The sequence below is a fragment of the Acinetobacter sp. YH12105 genome, from assembly GCF_013419095.1.
Taxonomy (GTDB): Bacteria; Pseudomonadota; Gammaproteobacteria; order Pseudomonadales; family Moraxellaceae; genus Acinetobacter; species Acinetobacter pseudolwoffii.
Genome location: NZ_VPAU01000003.1, coordinates 192,789 through 209,220 on the forward strand (window position 1 = coordinate 192,789; position 16,432 = coordinate 209,220).

Annotated in this window: 19 protein-coding genes; 10 read left to right on the forward strand and 9 right to left on the reverse strand. The window is 43.4% G+C overall.

The genetic code is table 11. The annotated features are described in order from the left end of the window. The first annotated feature begins 378 nt into the window (after window positions 1-378). The 8 genes from rplU (at window position 379) to FTU44_RS04395 (ending at window position 6,918) form a co-directional block, all read left to right on the forward strand. Window positions 379-690: a 50S ribosomal protein L21 gene (gene rplU / locus FTU44_RS04360; protein WP_005097776.1), complete on the forward strand. Its 312-nt coding sequence runs from the start codon at window positions 379-381 to the stop codon at window positions 688-690. Between the two features lie 19 nt (window positions 691-709). Continuing rightward, the gene (rpmA, locus tag FTU44_RS04365) at window positions 710-964 is read left to right on the forward strand and encodes a 50S ribosomal protein L27 (protein WP_005097774.1); all 255 of its coding nucleotides are present in this window, start codon (window positions 710-712) and stop codon (window positions 962-964) included. 247 nt (window positions 965-1,211) lie between these two features. Further along, window positions 1,212-1,907 carry an outer membrane lipoprotein chaperone LolA gene (lolA, locus tag FTU44_RS04370; protein ID WP_005169792.1) on the forward strand — a complete coding sequence of 232 codons (696 nt, stop codon included), beginning with the start codon at window positions 1,212-1,214 and terminating at the stop codon, window positions 1,905-1,907. Window positions 1,908-2,076: 169 nt separating this feature from the next. Then, the gene (locus FTU44_RS04375) at window positions 2,077-2,838 is read left to right on the forward strand and encodes a DUF3298 domain-containing protein (protein WP_180049595.1); all 762 of its coding nucleotides are present in this window, start codon (window positions 2,077-2,079) and stop codon (window positions 2,836-2,838) included. A 100-nt stretch (window positions 2,839-2,938) separates the two neighbouring features. Beyond that, window positions 2,939-4,210: a serine--tRNA ligase gene (serS, locus tag FTU44_RS04380; protein ID WP_180049597.1), complete on the forward strand. Its 1,272-nt coding sequence runs from the start codon at window positions 2,939-2,941 to the stop codon at window positions 4,208-4,210. A gap of 73 nt (window positions 4,211-4,283) precedes the next feature. Further along, window positions 4,284-5,666, forward strand: a complete 1,383-nt coding sequence (gene cysG, locus FTU44_RS04385) for a siroheme synthase CysG (RefSeq protein ID WP_179999893.1) — start codon at window positions 4,284-4,286, stop codon at window positions 5,664-5,666. A gap of 240 nt (window positions 5,667-5,906) precedes the next feature. Continuing rightward, window positions 5,907-6,383, forward strand: coding sequence for a tRNA (cytidine(34)-2'-O)-methyltransferase (locus FTU44_RS04390; RefSeq protein WP_180049599.1), 477 nt, complete (start codon window positions 5,907-5,909; stop codon window positions 6,381-6,383). Between the two features lie 139 nt (window positions 6,384-6,522). Next, complete coding sequence (locus FTU44_RS04395; protein ID WP_218944851.1) at window positions 6,523-6,918, forward strand: hypothetical protein; 396 nt, start codon at window positions 6,523-6,525, stop codon at window positions 6,916-6,918. 61 nt (window positions 6,919-6,979) lie between these two features. Here FTU44_RS04395 and FTU44_RS04400 read toward each other — a convergent pair whose 3' ends face one another. The 6 genes from FTU44_RS04400 to rpoD all read right to left on the reverse strand — a co-directional run bounded on the left by FTU44_RS04400 (window position 6,980) and on the right by rpoD (window position 13,578). Then, window positions 6,980-8,374 carry an APC family permease gene (locus tag FTU44_RS04400; protein WP_005097762.1) on the reverse strand — a complete coding sequence of 465 codons (1,395 nt, stop codon included), beginning with the start codon at window positions 8,372-8,374 and terminating at the stop codon, window positions 6,980-6,982. Between the two features lie 264 nt (window positions 8,375-8,638). Continuing rightward, window positions 8,639-9,823: an iron-containing alcohol dehydrogenase gene (locus tag FTU44_RS04405; RefSeq protein WP_159138251.1), complete on the reverse strand. Its 1,185-nt coding sequence runs from the start codon at window positions 9,821-9,823 to the stop codon at window positions 8,639-8,641. 1 nt (window position 9,824) lies between these two features. After that, window positions 9,825-10,358 carry a hypothetical protein gene (locus FTU44_RS04410; protein ID WP_005097759.1) on the reverse strand — a complete coding sequence of 178 codons (534 nt, stop codon included), beginning with the start codon at window positions 10,356-10,358 and terminating at the stop codon, window positions 9,825-9,827. Between the two features lie 74 nt (window positions 10,359-10,432). Then, window positions 10,433-11,092, reverse strand: coding sequence for a lipoyl(octanoyl) transferase LipB (gene lipB, locus FTU44_RS04415; protein WP_100355550.1), 660 nt, complete (start codon window positions 11,090-11,092; stop codon window positions 10,433-10,435). A 150-nt stretch (window positions 11,093-11,242) separates the two neighbouring features. After that, window positions 11,243-11,530, reverse strand: a complete 288-nt coding sequence (locus FTU44_RS04420; RefSeq protein WP_005169807.1) for a YbeD family protein — start codon at window positions 11,528-11,530, stop codon at window positions 11,243-11,245. A gap of 113 nt (window positions 11,531-11,643) precedes the next feature. Next, window positions 11,644-13,578, reverse strand: a complete 1,935-nt coding sequence (rpoD, locus tag FTU44_RS04425) for an RNA polymerase sigma factor RpoD (RefSeq protein WP_373686002.1) — start codon at window positions 13,576-13,578, stop codon at window positions 11,644-11,646. Window positions 13,579-13,924: 346 nt separating this feature from the next. Here rpoD and FTU44_RS04430 point away from each other — a divergent pair, with 346 nt between their 5' ends. After that, entirely contained in the window at window positions 13,925-14,131 is a 207-nt protein-coding gene (locus tag FTU44_RS04430; protein WP_005169810.1) for a PA3496 family putative envelope integrity protein, read from the forward strand. 71 nt (window positions 14,132-14,202) lie between these two features. Beyond that, window positions 14,203-14,727, forward strand: coding sequence for a YecA family protein (locus tag FTU44_RS04435; RefSeq protein ID WP_005169813.1), 525 nt, complete (start codon window positions 14,203-14,205; stop codon window positions 14,725-14,727). Window positions 14,728-14,794: 67 nt separating this feature from the next. Here FTU44_RS04435 and FTU44_RS04440 read toward each other — a convergent pair whose 3' ends face one another. The 3 genes from FTU44_RS04440 to FTU44_RS04450 all read right to left on the reverse strand — a co-directional run bounded on the left by FTU44_RS04440 (window position 14,795) and on the right by FTU44_RS04450 (window position 16,234). Further along, a complete protein-coding gene (locus FTU44_RS04440; protein WP_100329106.1) occupies window positions 14,795-15,220 on the reverse strand; it encodes an ABZJ_00895 family protein in 426 nt (141 codons plus the stop codon). 30 nt (window positions 15,221-15,250) lie between these two features. Continuing rightward, window positions 15,251-15,868: a DedA family protein gene (locus FTU44_RS04445; protein WP_180049603.1), complete on the reverse strand. Its 618-nt coding sequence runs from the start codon at window positions 15,866-15,868 to the stop codon at window positions 15,251-15,253. An 87-nt stretch (window positions 15,869-15,955) separates the two neighbouring features. Beyond that, a complete protein-coding gene (locus FTU44_RS04450; RefSeq protein WP_005097750.1) occupies window positions 15,956-16,234 on the reverse strand; it encodes a hypothetical protein in 279 nt (92 codons plus the stop codon). Window positions 16,235-16,432: the final 198 nt, after the last annotated feature.

Sequence of the window (16,432 nt, forward strand, 5' to 3'; positions counted from 1 at the left end):
CTAAGAAATGCATAAACTCCACTAAAAATCAGCTTTTTATAGATCTTATTCAGATTCGATCTATATTCTGCGCTACAAAAAATTAGGAAAGGTCAGCGATGTCGCCCTCTTCATCAGGCTGAGTATATTAATCAAACTGGCCGAATTTCTGCTGTATTATTTTGTTGCTGAATATATCTTGAGTGTCTGATTTGATAGAAATTATTTAAGTGTTAAATAATTAGCACATACTCGCCATTATTATTTCAGTAAAATGGCTTGTTGTTTTTTTGAATATCCCTTAAAATCCTCGCCCTTAGATATCCCCCAGTGGCGTACGTCTTAAGATCGATATCTTCCTTTATCGGCACGACGACACGGGCTTGTTTGGAGTACATTATGTACGCAGTAATCCAAAGCGGTGGTAAACAACACCGTGTAATCGAGGGTGAAACCCTTAAAGTAGAATTATTGAAAGCTGAAACTGGCTCAACTATTACGTTTGATGACGTATTGATGCTTGTAAACGGTGAAAGCATTCAAATCGGTGCTCCAGTTGTTGCTGGCGCTACTGTAACTGCTGAAGTAGTTAGCCATGGTCGTCACGACAAAATCCGCATTATCAAAATGCGTCGTCGTAAACACTACCGTAAACAACAAGGTCACCGTCAATGGTTCACTGAGTTGAAAATTACAGCTATTTCAGGCTAATTACGAGGAGTAAATAGACATGGCAACTAAAAAAGCCGGTGGTTCGACTAAAAACGGTCGTGATTCGAATCCTAAAATGTTAGGTGTTAAAATGTACGGCGGTCAATCTGTGACTGCTGGTAACATTATCGTTCGTCAACGTGGTACTGAATTCCACGCTGGTCAAAACGTAGGTATGGGCCGTGACCATACTTTGTTTGCGACTGCTGACGGCGTAATCAAATTCGAAGTGAAAGGCCAATTCGGTCGTCGCTACGTATCTGTTGAAGCGTAATTCGCTGAGATAGAAAAAAAGCCCACAGTTTCTGTGGGCTTTTTTATGCCTGAAAATTGACTGTAATGAACGCCTGATCCAGCTTATGTAAAAAAACGGCTGAAATCTTCATCATGATGAACAAAAAAATAGATTTCGAATTAATAACCATACAAAAGTTCTTATTTTCTATCATTTTAGCTTTTAATTTTCGTTTAAGATGAGACATCAAATAAATTGCGATGACGCAAAATATAAAGGTGAAATTATGAATATGCTTCGTAAAACCGTCTGTGCTATGGCTCTGGGTGCAGTGACTTTAGCACCGGTGATGAGTACAACCGTGTTTGCTGCACCTGTGGCAGCGTCGGAGCAACAGGCAACTGCCAGTCTGGTGAAGCAGCTGAATTATGTACGTAGCATGACGGCAAATTTTGAGCAAAGCACCAAGGTGACCAATCCGAGAGCAACCCAGAAAAAAGGCTTGAGCGCACAACATATGAATCAAACCTTTAAAGGGGTGATGAAAGTCGAGCGTCCGGGTAAATTCTATTGGGAAACGACCGCACCATCGAAGCAAACCATTACAACGACTGGTAAAACAGTATGGATTTATGATCCGGATTTGCAGCAAGCGGTTCGTCAAAATCTGGATGAGCAAGTTGCCAATACACCGGCTTTGCTTCTGTCAGGAAATACCAGTCAGATTATGCAGTCTTACCGGGTCACTCAGCCGAATAAGGGGAAAACCTATTACACACTGTATCCTAAAAATACCGATGGTGTCTTTGAGAGCCTGACCATCAGTTTTGGTGCAAACAAGGCACCTAGCTTGATGATCTTGCAGGATTCACTTGGCCAAACTACAAATATTAAGTTTAGTAATGTGAAAGTGAATAGCAGTATTCCGGCTTCTACCTTTAACTTTACCCCGCCAAAAGGTACGGACATTATTGATCAATAATCAGAAGTATCAAGTAAACCAAAGAGCAACCGATTCAGGTTGCTTTTTTATTGCCGATTATCATGATTGTTTTGAGCAGGCTACAAGGTTCAGCTATATCTAGACAAGAGAGCATCTTAAAATAAATAAAAGTCGAGTCAATGAAATTGCAAAATTTTGGGAGCTCAGGATGAAGATCAATCTGTTTAAAACTGCTGAAATTTATGCTGTCTTATTAATCACTGTATATATGTTGGGCTGTCAGCCGCCATCCAATTCAGTTGCAACGCTTACCCAAACAGATCCGTGGGTGCAGATTGAAACCAAGAGTATTCTCGTCAAAGGGGTGGCCAAAGTGGTGTGTGAAATAGAAGGCTGTGTACGCTTCGATCTACAAACGGTGGATACCAATCTCGACTGGATTGATCAATATTTTATAGCGCGTATTCGGGATACCGAGCCGGTTGCATTCACCAAAGTGACTCAGAAAAATCCTAAAAAGGCCGATGAGCCCTATTATCTGGATCAGCGTTTTATCAAGGTAGTATTTATCGCTCAGCGTGATCATCTGGCGACTTTTGCCTTAATAAGTTCCAATCTGGTGAAGAATCACACTGCATCAAGTGAACATGTGGAATATATCAATTTTGATCTGAAACAGAAAAAGCGTCTGGCTTTGCATCAATTGATGTTAAAGGGCGGTGAGCAGAAACTACTCAATGTGATATATCGAACCAATACTCGATGGCTACGCACACAGGGGATACAAGCACAGCAGTTAAAACTGAGTGATAACTATTATTTTGACAGGTCGGGTCTGGTGTTGGTGTACCCGGCAGGTGAATTAACTTCTAAAGCAGCAGGAACGCCTGAATTAAAAGTGTCCTATGCAGATTTGGGTGAAGTGATTTGGCCTGAATATTTAGCCATTTTACAGTCCAAGACTTCCTAAATATTGTGCTAATAAGGCACAGCTGTGGTCGTAGTCACTGTATTTTTTGACGTTAAGAGCTTACACTATAGCCAGTTTTTTTCTTCTGCAAAGATTGATTATGATCGACCCGAAATTACTCAGAAACAATATTGAGGCTGTAAATTTGGCCTTGGCAAAACGTGGTGTTCAACTCAATGTTGAAGAGTGGGCCTCCCTAGAAGCGCGCCGTAAAGAAATTCAGTCCAAGACAGAAACACTGCAAGCTGAACGTAATGCCGGTGCAAAACAAGTCGGTCAAATTAAAAAAGCAGGCGGTGATGCCTCTGAAATCATGACACGCATGTCTGCGATTGGTGATGAAATCAAAGCGGCTGAAGCAGCATTGGCTGAACTGCAAGCGGAGCTTGAAGAAAAATTACTGTCTATTCCAAACTTGCCAGATGAAGCTGTGCCTGAAGGCAAAGACGAAAGCGATAACGTGGAAATCCTGAAATGGGGTACACCACGTGAATTCGATTTTGAGATCAAAGACCATACTGACCTCGGTGAAATGATGGGCGGTCTGGAATTTGAAACCGCAACCAAATTGACTGGTTCTCGTTTCAGTGTTTTGAAAGGCCCATTGGCGCGTTTACAACGTGCATTGACACAGTTCATGCTGAATACGCATACAGACCAGAATGGTTATACTGAAGCTTATGTACCGTATTTGGTGAATGCGGATTCATTACGTGGCACAGGTCAGTTGCCTAAATTTGAAGAAGATCTGTTTAAACTTCAAGGCGAAAAAGAATTCTATTTAATTCCAACTGCTGAAGTGCCAGTGACTAACTTCGTGCGTGATGAAATCATTGATGCAGATCGTCTGCCATTAAAATATGCAGCACATACCCCATGTTTCCGTAGTGAAGCAGGGTCTTATGGCCGTGATACCCGTGGCCTGATTCGTCAGCACCAGTTCGACAAAGTGGAAATGGTTCAGATTGTTAAACCTGAAACGTCTATGCAGGCACTGGAAGATTTAACCGGCCATGCTGAAGGCATCTTGCAAGCATTAGGTCTGCCATACCGTAAGATCATCCTTTGTGGCGGTGATATGGGCTTTGGCGCGACCAAGACTTATGATCTTGAAGTTTGGGTGCCAAGCCAGAATACTTATCGTGAAATCTCTTCATGTTCAAACATGGGTGACTTCCAGGCGCGTCGTATGAAAGCGCGTTACCGTGCCGACCAGAAAAAAACTGAATTTGTACATACCTTGAATGGTTCAGGTCTGGCTGTTGGTCGTACCTTGCTTGCAGTGATGGAAAACTATCAGCGTGCAGACGGTTCGATTGAGATTCCTGAAGTATTGCGTCCATATATGGGTGGTGTGACTTATATCGACTAATGCTTGATATCAGCATCGCTAAATGTGCATGAAAATTGCATAGACAATCAGATTTAAAATTTTGAGGTAGTTCGTGGATATCTTTCCAATCTCGTTAAAGTTGCAACAGCAACCTTGTCTGATTGTCGGTGGTGGACATATTGCCTACCGTAAAGCGGTATTATTAGCAAAAGCAGGAGCAGTGATTCATGTCATTGCACCTGAAATTGATGCCAATTTACTTGAGATTGTTCAGCAGTCTCAAGGGCAATATGAGCAGGCACCATTCAGTACACAGATTCCTTTACGCCATTATCGTTTAGTGATTGCAGCAACAGATGATGCTGATGTGAATCGTCAGGTTTTCGAGCTGTGCGAAGCTGAAAATGTACTGGTCAACAGTGTTGATGATCCACCACATTGCCGTTTTATGGTGCCTGCGATTATTGACCGCTCACCGCTGGTGATTTCGGTGGCATCGAATGGCACATCGCCGGTGTTGTCACGCCAGATTCGGACTCAACTGGAAGCGACGATTCCACATGGCATGGGCAAGCTGGCTGAGTTTTCAGGCAAATGGCGCAGTCGCGTTAAAGCAAAAATTGTCAATCCGGATCAGCGCCGTATTTTCTGGGAAGATCTGTACGCCAGTCCGCTGAAAGAGCAGGTGTTTAATGACAATATGGCTGAAGCAGATCGTCTGATCGAGCAAGCATTACAAGAGTGGCAACAGCCGAAAGGTGAAGTCTATCTGGTGGGTGCAGGTCCAGGTGATCCAGAACTGTTGACCCTGAAAGCTTTACGTTTGATGCAGCAAGCCGATGTGGTGATTTATGATCGCCTGGTGTCTGAACCGATTATGGATCTGTGTCGCCGTGATGCGGAAAAAATCTATGTTGGTAAGGCGCGTTCCAATCATGCAGTTCCACAAGATGGGATTAATGCTTTATTGGTCAAATATGCCAGTGAAGGCAAGCGGGTTTGTCGTCTGAAAGGCGGTGATCCTTTCATCTTTGGGCGTGGCGGCGAAGAAATTGAAGAGCTGTTTGCGGCAGGTATTACTTTTCAGGTGGTGCCGGGTATTACCGCAGCTTCAGGTTGTTCCGCCTACGCCGGTATTCCATTAACGCATCGGGATTATGCACAAAGTGTGCGTTTCCTGACAGGTCATTTAAAAGAAGGTTCGCCTGAATTGCCTTGGCGTGAGCTGGTCTATGAAAACCAGACCTTGGTGCTGTATATGGGACTGGTGGGACTGGAAAGAATCTGTGCGCAGTTAATCGCCCATGGTCAGCGCGCAGATATGCCGGTGGCACTGGTCTCTAAAGGCACGACTCCTGAGCAAAAAGTTGTGGTGGGAACCCTTGCCGACATCGCCTCCAAAGTGTCTGAGCATCAAATTCAGGCACCGACTTTAACCATTATTGGTGAAGTGGTTCGCTTGCGTGAACAACTGCAATGGCATGAGCGAGGATAAGCAAAGCACTGCTTTGCCCGAGCGCAAGACGAAGGCTATGCCTGAGTAAGAGGATAAGCAAAAGTTGTTTCTTGGTTTGACCGCAAGACGAAAATTACACCTGAATAAAAGGATATGACGATTAATCTCATGGTCCGAATACAGGCAAAAATTTGTATCTGAAAAAGATAGCACTGATGTTGCTGTTTGATCTATAAGTTGAAAGCTATATCTGAATGAAATGTATAAAGTGAGAAATAAGTGATCCACGTTGTTTTATATGAGCCCGAAATTCCTGCAAATACAGGCAATATTATTCGTCTGTGTGCCAATACGGGAGCACAGTTGCATCTGGTCAAGCCACTGGGTTTTGAACTGGATGATAAAAAACTGAGACGTGCCGGTCTGGATTATCACGAATATGCACGTATGCAGATTTGGGACACTATCGAAGATTGTCTGGCCGATCTGGCAAGCAAAGGCATTGCTCTGGATGCGGTCTATCCGCTGACCACCAAAGGGACTGAAATGCCACATACCTCGGACTTGAGCCGTCCTGTGGCATTGTTGATGGGGCCGGAAACGCGTGGTCTGCCTGAACATGTTCGGATGATGTTCCCGCAGCAGCACTGGATTCGTTTACCGATGGCAGAGAACTCTCGTAGTTTAAACCTTTCGAATGCCACGGCAGTGATTGTATATGAAGCCTGGCGTCAGCAGGGTTTTAAAGCGCTCTAAGCTTAAATTTACAATAATTTGAAAAGCTGCCTTTGGGTGGCTTTTTTATTTGCTAGGATAGAGAGAGACAACTGATTGGAATAAGAAGGATATACGCGTGAAGCCGATATTAAAATTTGCCTTGGCCTGTTGTATTGGAATGACTGCTTTACACCTCGGTGCGCAAGAAGCAAGTGATGTAATGGGGGAAACGCAACAAGTTCAGCCAATTACGCAAGCGGAAATACAGCAAGGATTGGCTGACATGCAAAAACGCTTGGATGCGCGGATCGATAACTGGGGACAGAGTCTGAATTCCGATGATTTTGAATGGACTTGGCGTGGACGTAAATTGAAGCAGACCAAACGTCAGGAAGTTTGTGATATTTTTCAGGATGTGGTCAATGAAATGTATCAGCTGGCGGTCAAGAATAAAGCCAGACTAAATCCGGAAGAGCAAAAATTATTGTCGAATAGAAGTCTGTTCATTGAAAAACTGGGCTATGAAAATAATCGGGTCAATACCCAAATGGGTTTTGATTGTCGTTTATCTTAAGTAAAATCAAAAACATAAAAAAGGCGCTTAAAGCGCCTTTTTTATTTGAACCGGAACGATATTATTTATCGTCAAATTCGTTGTGCTGAGGTGCAGGATGCTTGAAACCTTTGGTTTTATAACCCAGGTACAAGATACCGCCAAATGCCCAGATCAGACCATATTTCAATGAGGTTTGATCAACTTCGAGCCATAAGGCAAATACTGCAATGAAACCTGCAAGTGGTACCACCACAAAGTTCAGAATTTCTTTCGCAGTTTTGGTACGACCATCACGTAAAGCATAGCGTGAAATGACAGACAAGTTTACGAAACTGAACGCCGTCAATGCACCGAAACTGATCAGTGAAATCACAAAATCAAGATCCATGAAGCCAGCTGTTAAGGCTACAGCACCGACAATCATAATGTTGTATGACGGTGTGTAGTTTTTCGGACTGATATGACCAAAGATTTTCTTGTTGATCACGCCATCACGGCCCATGACGTACATTAAGCGAGATACACCTGCATGTGCAGAAATCCCTGATGCCATGACGGTAATGATTGCAAAACCAAGTACATAAGCCTGGAACAAGGACCCACCCACCAGCATCAAAATTTCCGGCTGAGTTTCAGCAATATTCTGGAAATATGAACCTGGATTGTTCGGGAAGTAAATCTGCATGAAGTAAGTGCTGATAATGAAAATAATACCGGCAATTAAAGCGGTCAAGAAAATCGCTTTAGGCAAAGTTTTTTCAGTATCTTTGGTTTCTTCAGCCAGCGAGCTTAAAGAGTCAAAACCGGTGAAAGAGAAGCACAGTAAAGTCGCACCAGTAATCAGGGCGCCTACTGAGGTTAACTCATTCCAGAACGGTTCCAGACTCCAGAGCTGATAGCGTTGCTCAGCTGTGATTGGACCATCCGCATTAAAGCCAGCCTGTAACTTGCTGTAGACCATCCAGGTAAATACGGCAATGACAATCAACTGCACGAACACGATCATACTGTTGAAGTTCGCTACAAAGCGCGCACCACGTAAATTGATGCCAGTCATGAATGCAGTCAATACCACGACCCAAACCCAATGATTGATATCAGGGAACAGGGCTTCTAGGTAAATGACAGCAAGAATGATGTTGACCATTGGCGACAATAAATAATCGAGCCAAGATGACCATCCCACCATGAAACCCACATTCGGGTGAATGGATTTTTGCGCATAGGTATAGGCCGAACCCGAAGAAGGGTAGCGACGAATCATATGACCATAGCTCAAAGAGGTTAACAAAATTGCAATCAGCGCAAAAATGTAAGAGGTGGGAACGTGGAAGTTACTTTCTTCAGATACCAGACCGAATGTATCAAACAAGGTCATGGGTTGAATATAAGCCAAACCAATAATAATGATGTGCCAGAGTCCCAGCGTTTTTTGCAGTTTAGCTGCCGATTGAGTCCCAGAGATATTAGTCAACGGCGTTATCCTCTTAATCGTTGATCAAGGATCAGTCATATTTATAAGGATCGTTTGAGACGAACGATCCCCCCTACAGTTTTCTATAAAAGCCCGCCAATCTACTTGAAAAGAAGGGCTTTTGCTAGCTATTTTTTTGACTTTTGAGGTGCATAAAGTATGCCATTCAAATTAGCGCAATGATTTCTTTATGCAAGATAAAAGCCTGATGTCTAAAAAAACATCAGGCTTTAATTTTCGCTATATTGGCTTATTTTTCAGTAATTACCAAGCCTTTTTTAAGATAGATTTTAAATCTTCCAAGGTGGCTTCTTTCGGGTTATAAATGATGGAACCATCGTTCAGGGCTTTCTCTGCCACTTCATCCAGCTGCGCTTCAGAAATCTTGCCGGTTTCACGTAATGTACGTGGCAGTTTGGTCAGACTATAAATCCGATCTCGCATGGTCAGAATAGTGGCAATGGTTTTGTCTGCGCGTAAATGTGCTGGTGTTTGCGCATAAATATCGGCACCTGCCAAAGGTAGCAACAGATCAGCAATCTTGTCACCATTGACCTCTTTGTTGTATTCCAGCACATACGGCAGGAACAGGTTCATACATAAACCATGCGGCAAGTGCACCACTGCACCCAGTGAATGACCGAGTGAATGCACAATCCCGACCATCGAGTTAGAAAATGCAATACCGGCCATGGTCGATGCTTGAGCCAGTTCCAGACGGCCTTGCGCATTATTGGGATTATCCAGCACATTGAATAGATGGCTACTGATCTTCTTGACTGCTGCAGTGGCATAAGCATCCGAGATTGGATTGGCTGCCATACAAGTATAAGCTTCGACCGCATGGGTCAGTGCATCCATTGCGGTCATGGCGGTTAAATGCGGAGGCAAAGTCTGGGTCATGCGCGGATCTAAAATTGCAGCATGCGGCATCAGATAATACGATGCGAAAGGCATTTTAACGTTCTTCTCGGTATCTGAGACGACAGCCACCATGGTGACTTCTGAACCTGTCCCTGAAGTTGTTGGAATCACAAAAAATGGTTTCAGTGGCTTAGGCAGGTTGTGGGCACCAGAATATTTAAGCAAGTCATCACCCCCTTCAGACACCAGAATATTGGTGGCCTTGGACGTATCAATGACTGAACCACCGCCTACAGCAATGATCGCATCACAGTGATTTTCACGATACAGTTTTGCCGCACTACGTACTGTACCCAAGCTAGAGTCGGGGGGGACGTCATCAAAAATGGCTACAATTGCAGCATCTGCCATTTCAAATGCCGCTTCAATCGGTGCCAGCAGATTATTGGCGCGTACACCTTTGTCGGTAATGATCAGCGGACGTTTTGCGCCTAAGGTCGCAAGTTCAAACGGAATATGTTCTAACGCGGCATGTCCGGCAATGACTTTAACCGGACAGAAAAATTCATAATAAGGTTTAGCCATGTTATACACTCCGTTTTAAATAAGATTGAGCGATTTTTAGATAAATACTGCTCGCTTCGCTTAGTTTTTCTTTGAGGCTGAGATTGCTTGGATATTCTTTGACAGCCAGTTGCGCCACCAGTTTAGGCAAAATCAGTGCTTCCATTTTATTTAGACAACGCACCAGACGAATGGCATTGGAAATATCGCCATCGGCAATCATGCGGTCATTGGCAAAGGCTTGAGAGGTGCTTTCCTGAAAGGAAAAAACTAAAAAAGCATGGTGCAGATGTTTAAAGGTAATAGTCAGATCAGGTGCTTTTTCCAGATTTTTCACCAGTTCCAATTGCTTGTCCTCAGTGACCCGCGCCACAAAGGCTGGGCCATGCGGAAAGACTTTCATGGAAAGAGTGAAATGGACTGGAAATTGGGCAACTTCCTGTTTGATTTCTTCATCCACCTGGCTTGCCATGACCAGACCGCGGCCAATCACATCCATCATGAGTTTGACATAGGCAAGCTGCAAAGCGGGTTTTACGGATTTAGTTGCAATCACGTGATGATCCCTATCTCAATATTATTGGTTTAGAGTAAATACTCTAATTTATTTGGGGGTGAAATGCAAAGGCTTTATCTTTGCTCGACAGTGACTTGATTAAAGTAACCGCTGTGGCGCAAAGTTTCAATAATTTCACGACATAACTGGTTGAATTGTGGCGGTTGTTCAAGTAGGTCGCTCATGCGAACCATTTCCAGTCCCGCATAACCACAAGGGTTGATGGTATTAAATCCGCTCAGGTCACAATCCAGATTTAAGGAAAGACCATGATAGCTACGGCCTTTACGAATTTTAAAACCCAGTGAACCAATTTTTCGTTCAGCCACATAGACCCCCGGTGCATCGGGTTTGGCATAAGCATCGATGCCGTATTTTTTCAGCAGATCGATCATCAGGTTTTCAGCATAGGACACCAGTGTACGCACATTCCAGCCCAGGCGATTCAGGTCAAACATGAAGTAAGCCACCAGCTGGCCCGGGCCGTGCCAGGTCACTTGACCACCACGATCGGTTTGAATTACCGGGATATTGCTCGGTATCAGAATATGTTCTGGCTTACCGGCCTGACCTTGAGTCAATACATCCTGATGTTGCAGAATCCACAGCTGATCCGGGCTATGTTCATCACGGTTTTCCGTAAAAGTTTTCATTTCCAGAAAACGATCTTCATAAGGTGTGAGGTCGTGATATTGACGAATGATCAGCTCGGGCTTTTGCAGCACATCAGTCACAGGAAGTGTCCTTGGTAATTATAAAAAACTGATCATAATTATAATGATTTCGGCATGAAATAGGGGCGAGACCTACAATATTTAAGCGCTAGCTCAGTCATTGTACAGGCATAAAAAACACGCCCGAAAGCGTGTCTTTTGTATTTTTGATTACAGTGCGGTTTTAATCAGCGGACAGGCGGCCAAATCTGCATATACTGCATGCACCTGCTCCAGTTCCAAAAAGCGCAGTTGTGCGGTAATGGAATGATATTTGCCAGTACGCGACGGTGTGATGGTCATTTCACTGCCATCAAACTCAGGAAAATGTTTTACAAAGATATCATTTACGGCCTGACGCAGTTCAATGCCAGCAAGGCCAATCAGTTTAATCGGATAATCCATAGGGAAAACCCAAAGATGTTCTTGAAGTTCACGAGATGGTGTACGGTCTAACATGGTAGTCCCCCTGATTTGAAACGCCTGCAATCATGCAGGCGTTTGGGTCTGTCTTGGCTACTTAAGTGGAGACTGATGATTAAATTTCAAGTTTCCAGAATAAGCATCAAATCTTAATCATTCTCAAGGAATGAACGTAAGTGTTCTGAACGCGATGGATGGCGAAGTTTACGTAGTGCTTTCGCTTCAATCTGGCGAATACGTTCACGTGTCACATCAAATTGTTTGCCCACTTCTTCCAAGGTGTGGTCGGTCGGCATGTCGATACCAAAACGCATTTTCAGGACTTTGGCTTCACGTTCAGTCAGGTTTTCCAGAACTTCGCGTGTCGCTTCTTTCAGGCCTTCTGAAGTCGCAGCATCAATTGGTGACGTGATGTTGCTGTCTTCAATGAAGTCACCCAGATGCGAATCTTCATCATCACCGATCGGTGTTTCCATCGAAATCGGTTCTTTGGCGATTTTTAGCACTTTACGTACTTTGACTTCGTCCATTTCCAGACGTTCGCCCAACTCTTCAGGTGTCGGTTCACGCCCCATTTCTTGAAGAAGCTGACGCGATACACGGTTGATCTTGTTGATGGTCTCGATCATGTGCACCGGAATACGAATGGTACGTGCCTGATCGGCGATTGAACGGGTGATCGCCTGACGAATCCACCAGGTTGCATAAGTCGAGAATTTATAACCACGACGATATTCAAACTTGTCCACCGCTTTCATCAAGCCAATGTTACCTTCCTGAATCAGATCCAGGAACTGCAAGCCGCGGTTAGTGTATTTTTTCGCAATTGAAATCACCAGACGCAAGTTGGCTTCGACCATTTCTTTCTTGGCGCGACGTGCCTTAGCTTCACCAACGGCCATGCGTTTGGCAATGTCTTTAATGCCTTTAACATCAAGACCCAACTCTTTTTCAATATCGGCAATCTTTTGCTGGAAGGCCAATACATCGGGACGTACTTTTTCCAGATAGGCTTTCTGGTCTGCAGGTGTTTTCGCGATCTGTTCATCTAACCAGGCTGGATTCGATTCCTGTCCCGGGAAAGAAGTACGGAACTGGGTACGATCCATACGACCACGGCGCACGGCATAACGCATCACTTCACGTTCTGCACCACGGATCTGGTCATGCGTACCACGAATCATTTCTGAAATGATATCGAATAGACGCGGCGTGAATTTGAACATCATGAATACGGTCGCCAGTGCTTCCAGCGCAGCTTCAGATTCTTCGCTGTCACGACCATGTTTTTCGATGGCTGTTTTGGTATTCAACCATGCATTTTCAAGTTCAGTGAAGCGCGCTTTGGCAATTTCAGGATCTGGACCAGAATCAGCTTCTGAATCATCTTCAGTTTCAGCTTCTTCCTCTTCATCATCGTCCAGTTTTACATCCTTGGTCGATTTTTTCGAGTCAGTCTTGTCTTCAGCGATCTCGACTTCTTCTTCGAGTACTTCAGGAATTTCTTCGTCTGATTCAGGATCTAAATAACCCGATAACAGGTCAGCAAGACGGCGTTCGCCCGCTTCATAATCTTTATATTCTTGTAGAACCACTTCTACCGCATTGGGCCAGTAAGCAATCGAGTGCAAAACATCACGAATACCTTCTTCGATGCGCTTTGCAATGCTAATTTCGCCTTCACGGGTTAAAAGCTCAACGGTACCCATTTCACGCATATACATACGCACAGGGTCAGTTGTACGACCTGGCTCATTTTCTACAGAGGCCAGTACGGCTGCAGCTTCTTCTTCTGCAACTTCATCGGCAGCTTCTGTAGTATCTTCGAACATCGTATCATCAGATTCAGGCGCGCGATCATGTACAGGAATACCCACGTCATTCAGCATCTGAATGATATCTTCAATCTGCTCGCTTTCTGTGATGGAGTCCGGCAGATGATCGTTAACCTCAGCGAAGGTTAAGTAACCTTGTTCTTTGCCTCGGCTAATCAGAGCCGCTACTTGTGAAGTAGGGGAATTCATATCGCTCATCTTTTGCTTACTCTTCGTTGAATCTGTGACAGGAAAAACCGTACAACTTATGCACGATTTAAGCTCATTAAATTTAGTGAATAGCCTACGTATTTCATCAGAGTATTCAGCGTTCAAGCTGTCTGATAAAATATTTAAAATGAAATTCAGTAATTTAAGATGGGGATGAATTTGTTATTTTCAAGTCCAACCCCGGCATCTGTGTATTTGACCAAAAAATGTGTAGTCAAAAAACATAAGGACGCAGGGTGGATTATATCATGTCACACAATGTCCTTAAAAAAAAGCCCTATTTACAACTTTAAAATACGAAAATTTAAATAAAACTTGACTTGTGGTTTTAGGCAAGATAAATAGCGCTAAAACCATTTACATTTTTCACTATGAGGAAGTTTTAGTGTCTTCTACAGATTTTGAACTAGATGATAGCTTCGGTGAGGATGATGTTAATTTCGATGAAGCTTCCAGCAAGCTGAGCGCTAAAGAGTCGTTGGAAAAACGTCGTCTGATTGATGATTTACTTTCACAACGTCGCTTGGAACGCGAACTCAAAGATTTTGACTATGACTTCGACGATGATGACGATTTTGATGACGAAGATTAACGAATTCGGATTTAGCATGGCCTGAATAAATGCTATGCTAAACCTTTCGGTTTTCTAAGTTTGGATGTTAGATGAGTGCTTTAGATTTAGACCTGTTGAGTGAATATCTAGATGGTGACCAAAATGAACATGGTCTAGATTTCGCAGCAACCCATGGTTTCTTATGTGCTATTGCAGTAGGCCCAAAATTCGACAAATGGTTAGACGAGCTTTTTGATAGCAATCAAAAGAAAGTGCCTGCAGAAATCATCACTCAGGTACAAGCATGGTTAGAGTCTATCCGTCAAAGCTTAGCCAATGAAGAAGGGATTACATTCCCATTTGAAATTGAAGAAGCAGACACCGAATCAAGCTTGGGTGACTGGAGTGTGGGCTTTGTCGATGCCATGTTCCTTAACGAAGAAGCTTGGTTTACTGAAGAATTTGAAGAGCAACTGGTAGATTTAACTCTGCCAATCATGGTCTTCAGCGGCATTGATGATGAAGATCCGCAAATGGAAACTTTCCGTCGCAATGGCCAGTTAATGGACGAACTTGCAGAAGAAATTCCAGACAACTTAAATGAATTGTATCTGATGTATCACACTCCAGAATAATTCATAAAAAAAGCACCGCACGGTGCTTTTTTTAGCTTTGGACTTTTATCAAAGCATCGAAGGGATTTTACTTTCTTTCAATACCGACCCGTTTGCTCAGACTGTAGCGGGCATAGCTATTATAGGCAATATGAAAGATCAAACCATGCACCGCAATCACAGCGGCCATCAGAAATGAATTCGGGCCCCTTCCGGTATAAGCCATGTTGTTGAAGATGGCTTCAGTCTGTGGATGCATCCAGATCACAACAAATATAAAAATAAACCCAAATGTAATCGCAATGATGGTAGAACCCCATACCAGTTTGCTTTTCTCTTCCTTGCTGGGTAAATGTTGTTCTCTCTTCACAAAGTATCGGGCACTGAGAAAGGCTGACGCGATCAGGGCCGGGATCAGGAGAATCGCGCCCAGATTGAATACATAAATGAGTACGCCCACGAATAGAACCAAGCTAAGATAAACGGTAGCAAAATATTTAAGATAGTGCGACATCGTTTTAGCCTCCTTCATGCTGAGGTCTATTCAGGATGGACGATTTTTACGCTGCTGTCTACGGTAGATAACCCAGGCAATAATGACTATAACAATCGCAATAATCACATAACTGACTTTACTGAAAATTTGCTGCATCAACTCTTGGTTTTCACCAAAGTAAAATCCGACACAGGCCAAAAACGTGGTCCAGATGATGGTTCCGAGTGCGCTATAGAACATGAATTTCCAGAAGGGCATACGGCTCATGCCGGCAGGAATGCTGATCAGTGAGCGGACGGCAGGAACCATGCGGCCAAAAAACACAATCCGATGTCCATAATGTTCAAACCAGCTCAGTGATTTTTTCACATCATTGGATTTGATAAACAGATATTTGCCATAACGGTCGACAAACTTGAAAATGGAATCGTGATTGAATTTATAACCCACCCAGTACAGCAAGGCTGCTGCTAGTAATGAGCCAATGCAACCGGCCATGATCACCCCGACCAGTATTAACTCACCCTGAGAGGCCGAATAGCCCGCAGAAGGCATAATGATTTCGGAAGGGATGGGTGGGAAGACATTATCCAGAAACATGAGCAGGGCAATACCCCAGTAGCCCAGTTGTTCCATGACGGAAATAATCCATTCAGTTAAATTCATAAGATGGTCAAAATAAAAAATACTGCCTGTATCCTAAGCAGTATTTTTTATGCGGTAAAGTCTTGGAATATAAATGAGCAGGCAGAATCAGCTATGTGTCAGCGTATAAATATAGACTTTGCGTAAGCCATAGGCCAAACAGACAGGTAAAACACTCAGCAGCATAAAATGAATGACACTGGTATTAAGATGATAACCAATGAACAGCGCTAAAATCGCGCCAATCACAGTTCCCAAGATGACCACAAACACATGTGACTGGCTCTCAAGCTCGTCATTAACCTGATGAAGTCGTTGTTGTTTTATATTCTCTTTGGGTTGAAACTGAACCAGATTATCTGGATCTCGAGCAAGTGAACTGGTCATGTTATATTCCTTTTCATTTTAAAATTTAAGTTAATAATGAAAGACTTGGCTTAAGATAGACTTTTCAATAGACTAGCAATCTTGCTTGGAAAAAAATAAGGTTCTTGGTAATGAATTGGTGAGAGTTTTATTACTGTTGTAATTTTTATGTAAATAAAAAACCCTCCGAAGAGGGTTTTTATATATTTTCTTACAAAG

Bases quoted from the DNA above. Each gene is read 5' to 3' on its own strand.
- rplU (WP_005097776.1), top strand. From the start codon at position 379: ATGTACGCAGTAATCCAAAGCGGTGGTAAACAACACCGTGTAATCGAG.
- rpmA (WP_005097774.1), top strand. From the start codon at position 710: ATGGCAACTAAAAAAGCCGGTGGTTCGACTAAAAACGGTCGTGATTCG.
- lolA (WP_005169792.1), top strand. From the start codon at position 1,212: ATGAATATGCTTCGTAAAACCGTCTGTGCTATGGCTCTGGGTGCAGTG.
- FTU44_RS04375 (WP_180049595.1), top strand. From the start codon at position 2,077: ATGAAGATCAATCTGTTTAAAACTGCTGAAATTTATGCTGTCTTATTA.
- serS (WP_180049597.1), top strand. From the start codon at position 2,939: ATGATCGACCCGAAATTACTCAGAAACAATATTGAGGCTGTAAATTTG.
- FTU44_RS04395 (WP_218944851.1), top strand. From the start codon at position 6,523: ATGACTGCTTTACACCTCGGTGCGCAAGAAGCAAGTGATGTAATGGGG.
- FTU44_RS04405 (WP_159138251.1), bottom strand. From the start codon at position 9,823: ATGGCTAAACCTTATTATGAATTTTTCTGTCCGGTTAAAGTCATTGCC.
- FTU44_RS04420 (WP_005169807.1), bottom strand. From the start codon at position 11,530: ATGTTAGACCGTACACCATCTCGTGAACTTCAAGAACATCTTTGGGTT.
- FTU44_RS04435 (WP_005169813.1), top strand. From the start codon at position 14,203: ATGAGTGCTTTAGATTTAGACCTGTTGAGTGAATATCTAGATGGTGAC.
- FTU44_RS04440 (WP_100329106.1), bottom strand. From the start codon at position 15,220: ATGTCGCACTATCTTAAATATTTTGCTACCGTTTATCTTAGCTTGGTT.
- FTU44_RS04445 (WP_180049603.1), bottom strand. From the start codon at position 15,868: ATGAATTTAACTGAATGGATTATTTCCGTCATGGAACAACTGGGCTAC.
- FTU44_RS04450 (WP_005097750.1), bottom strand. From the start codon at position 16,234: ATGACCAGTTCACTTGCTCGAGATCCAGATAATCTGGTTCAGTTTCAA.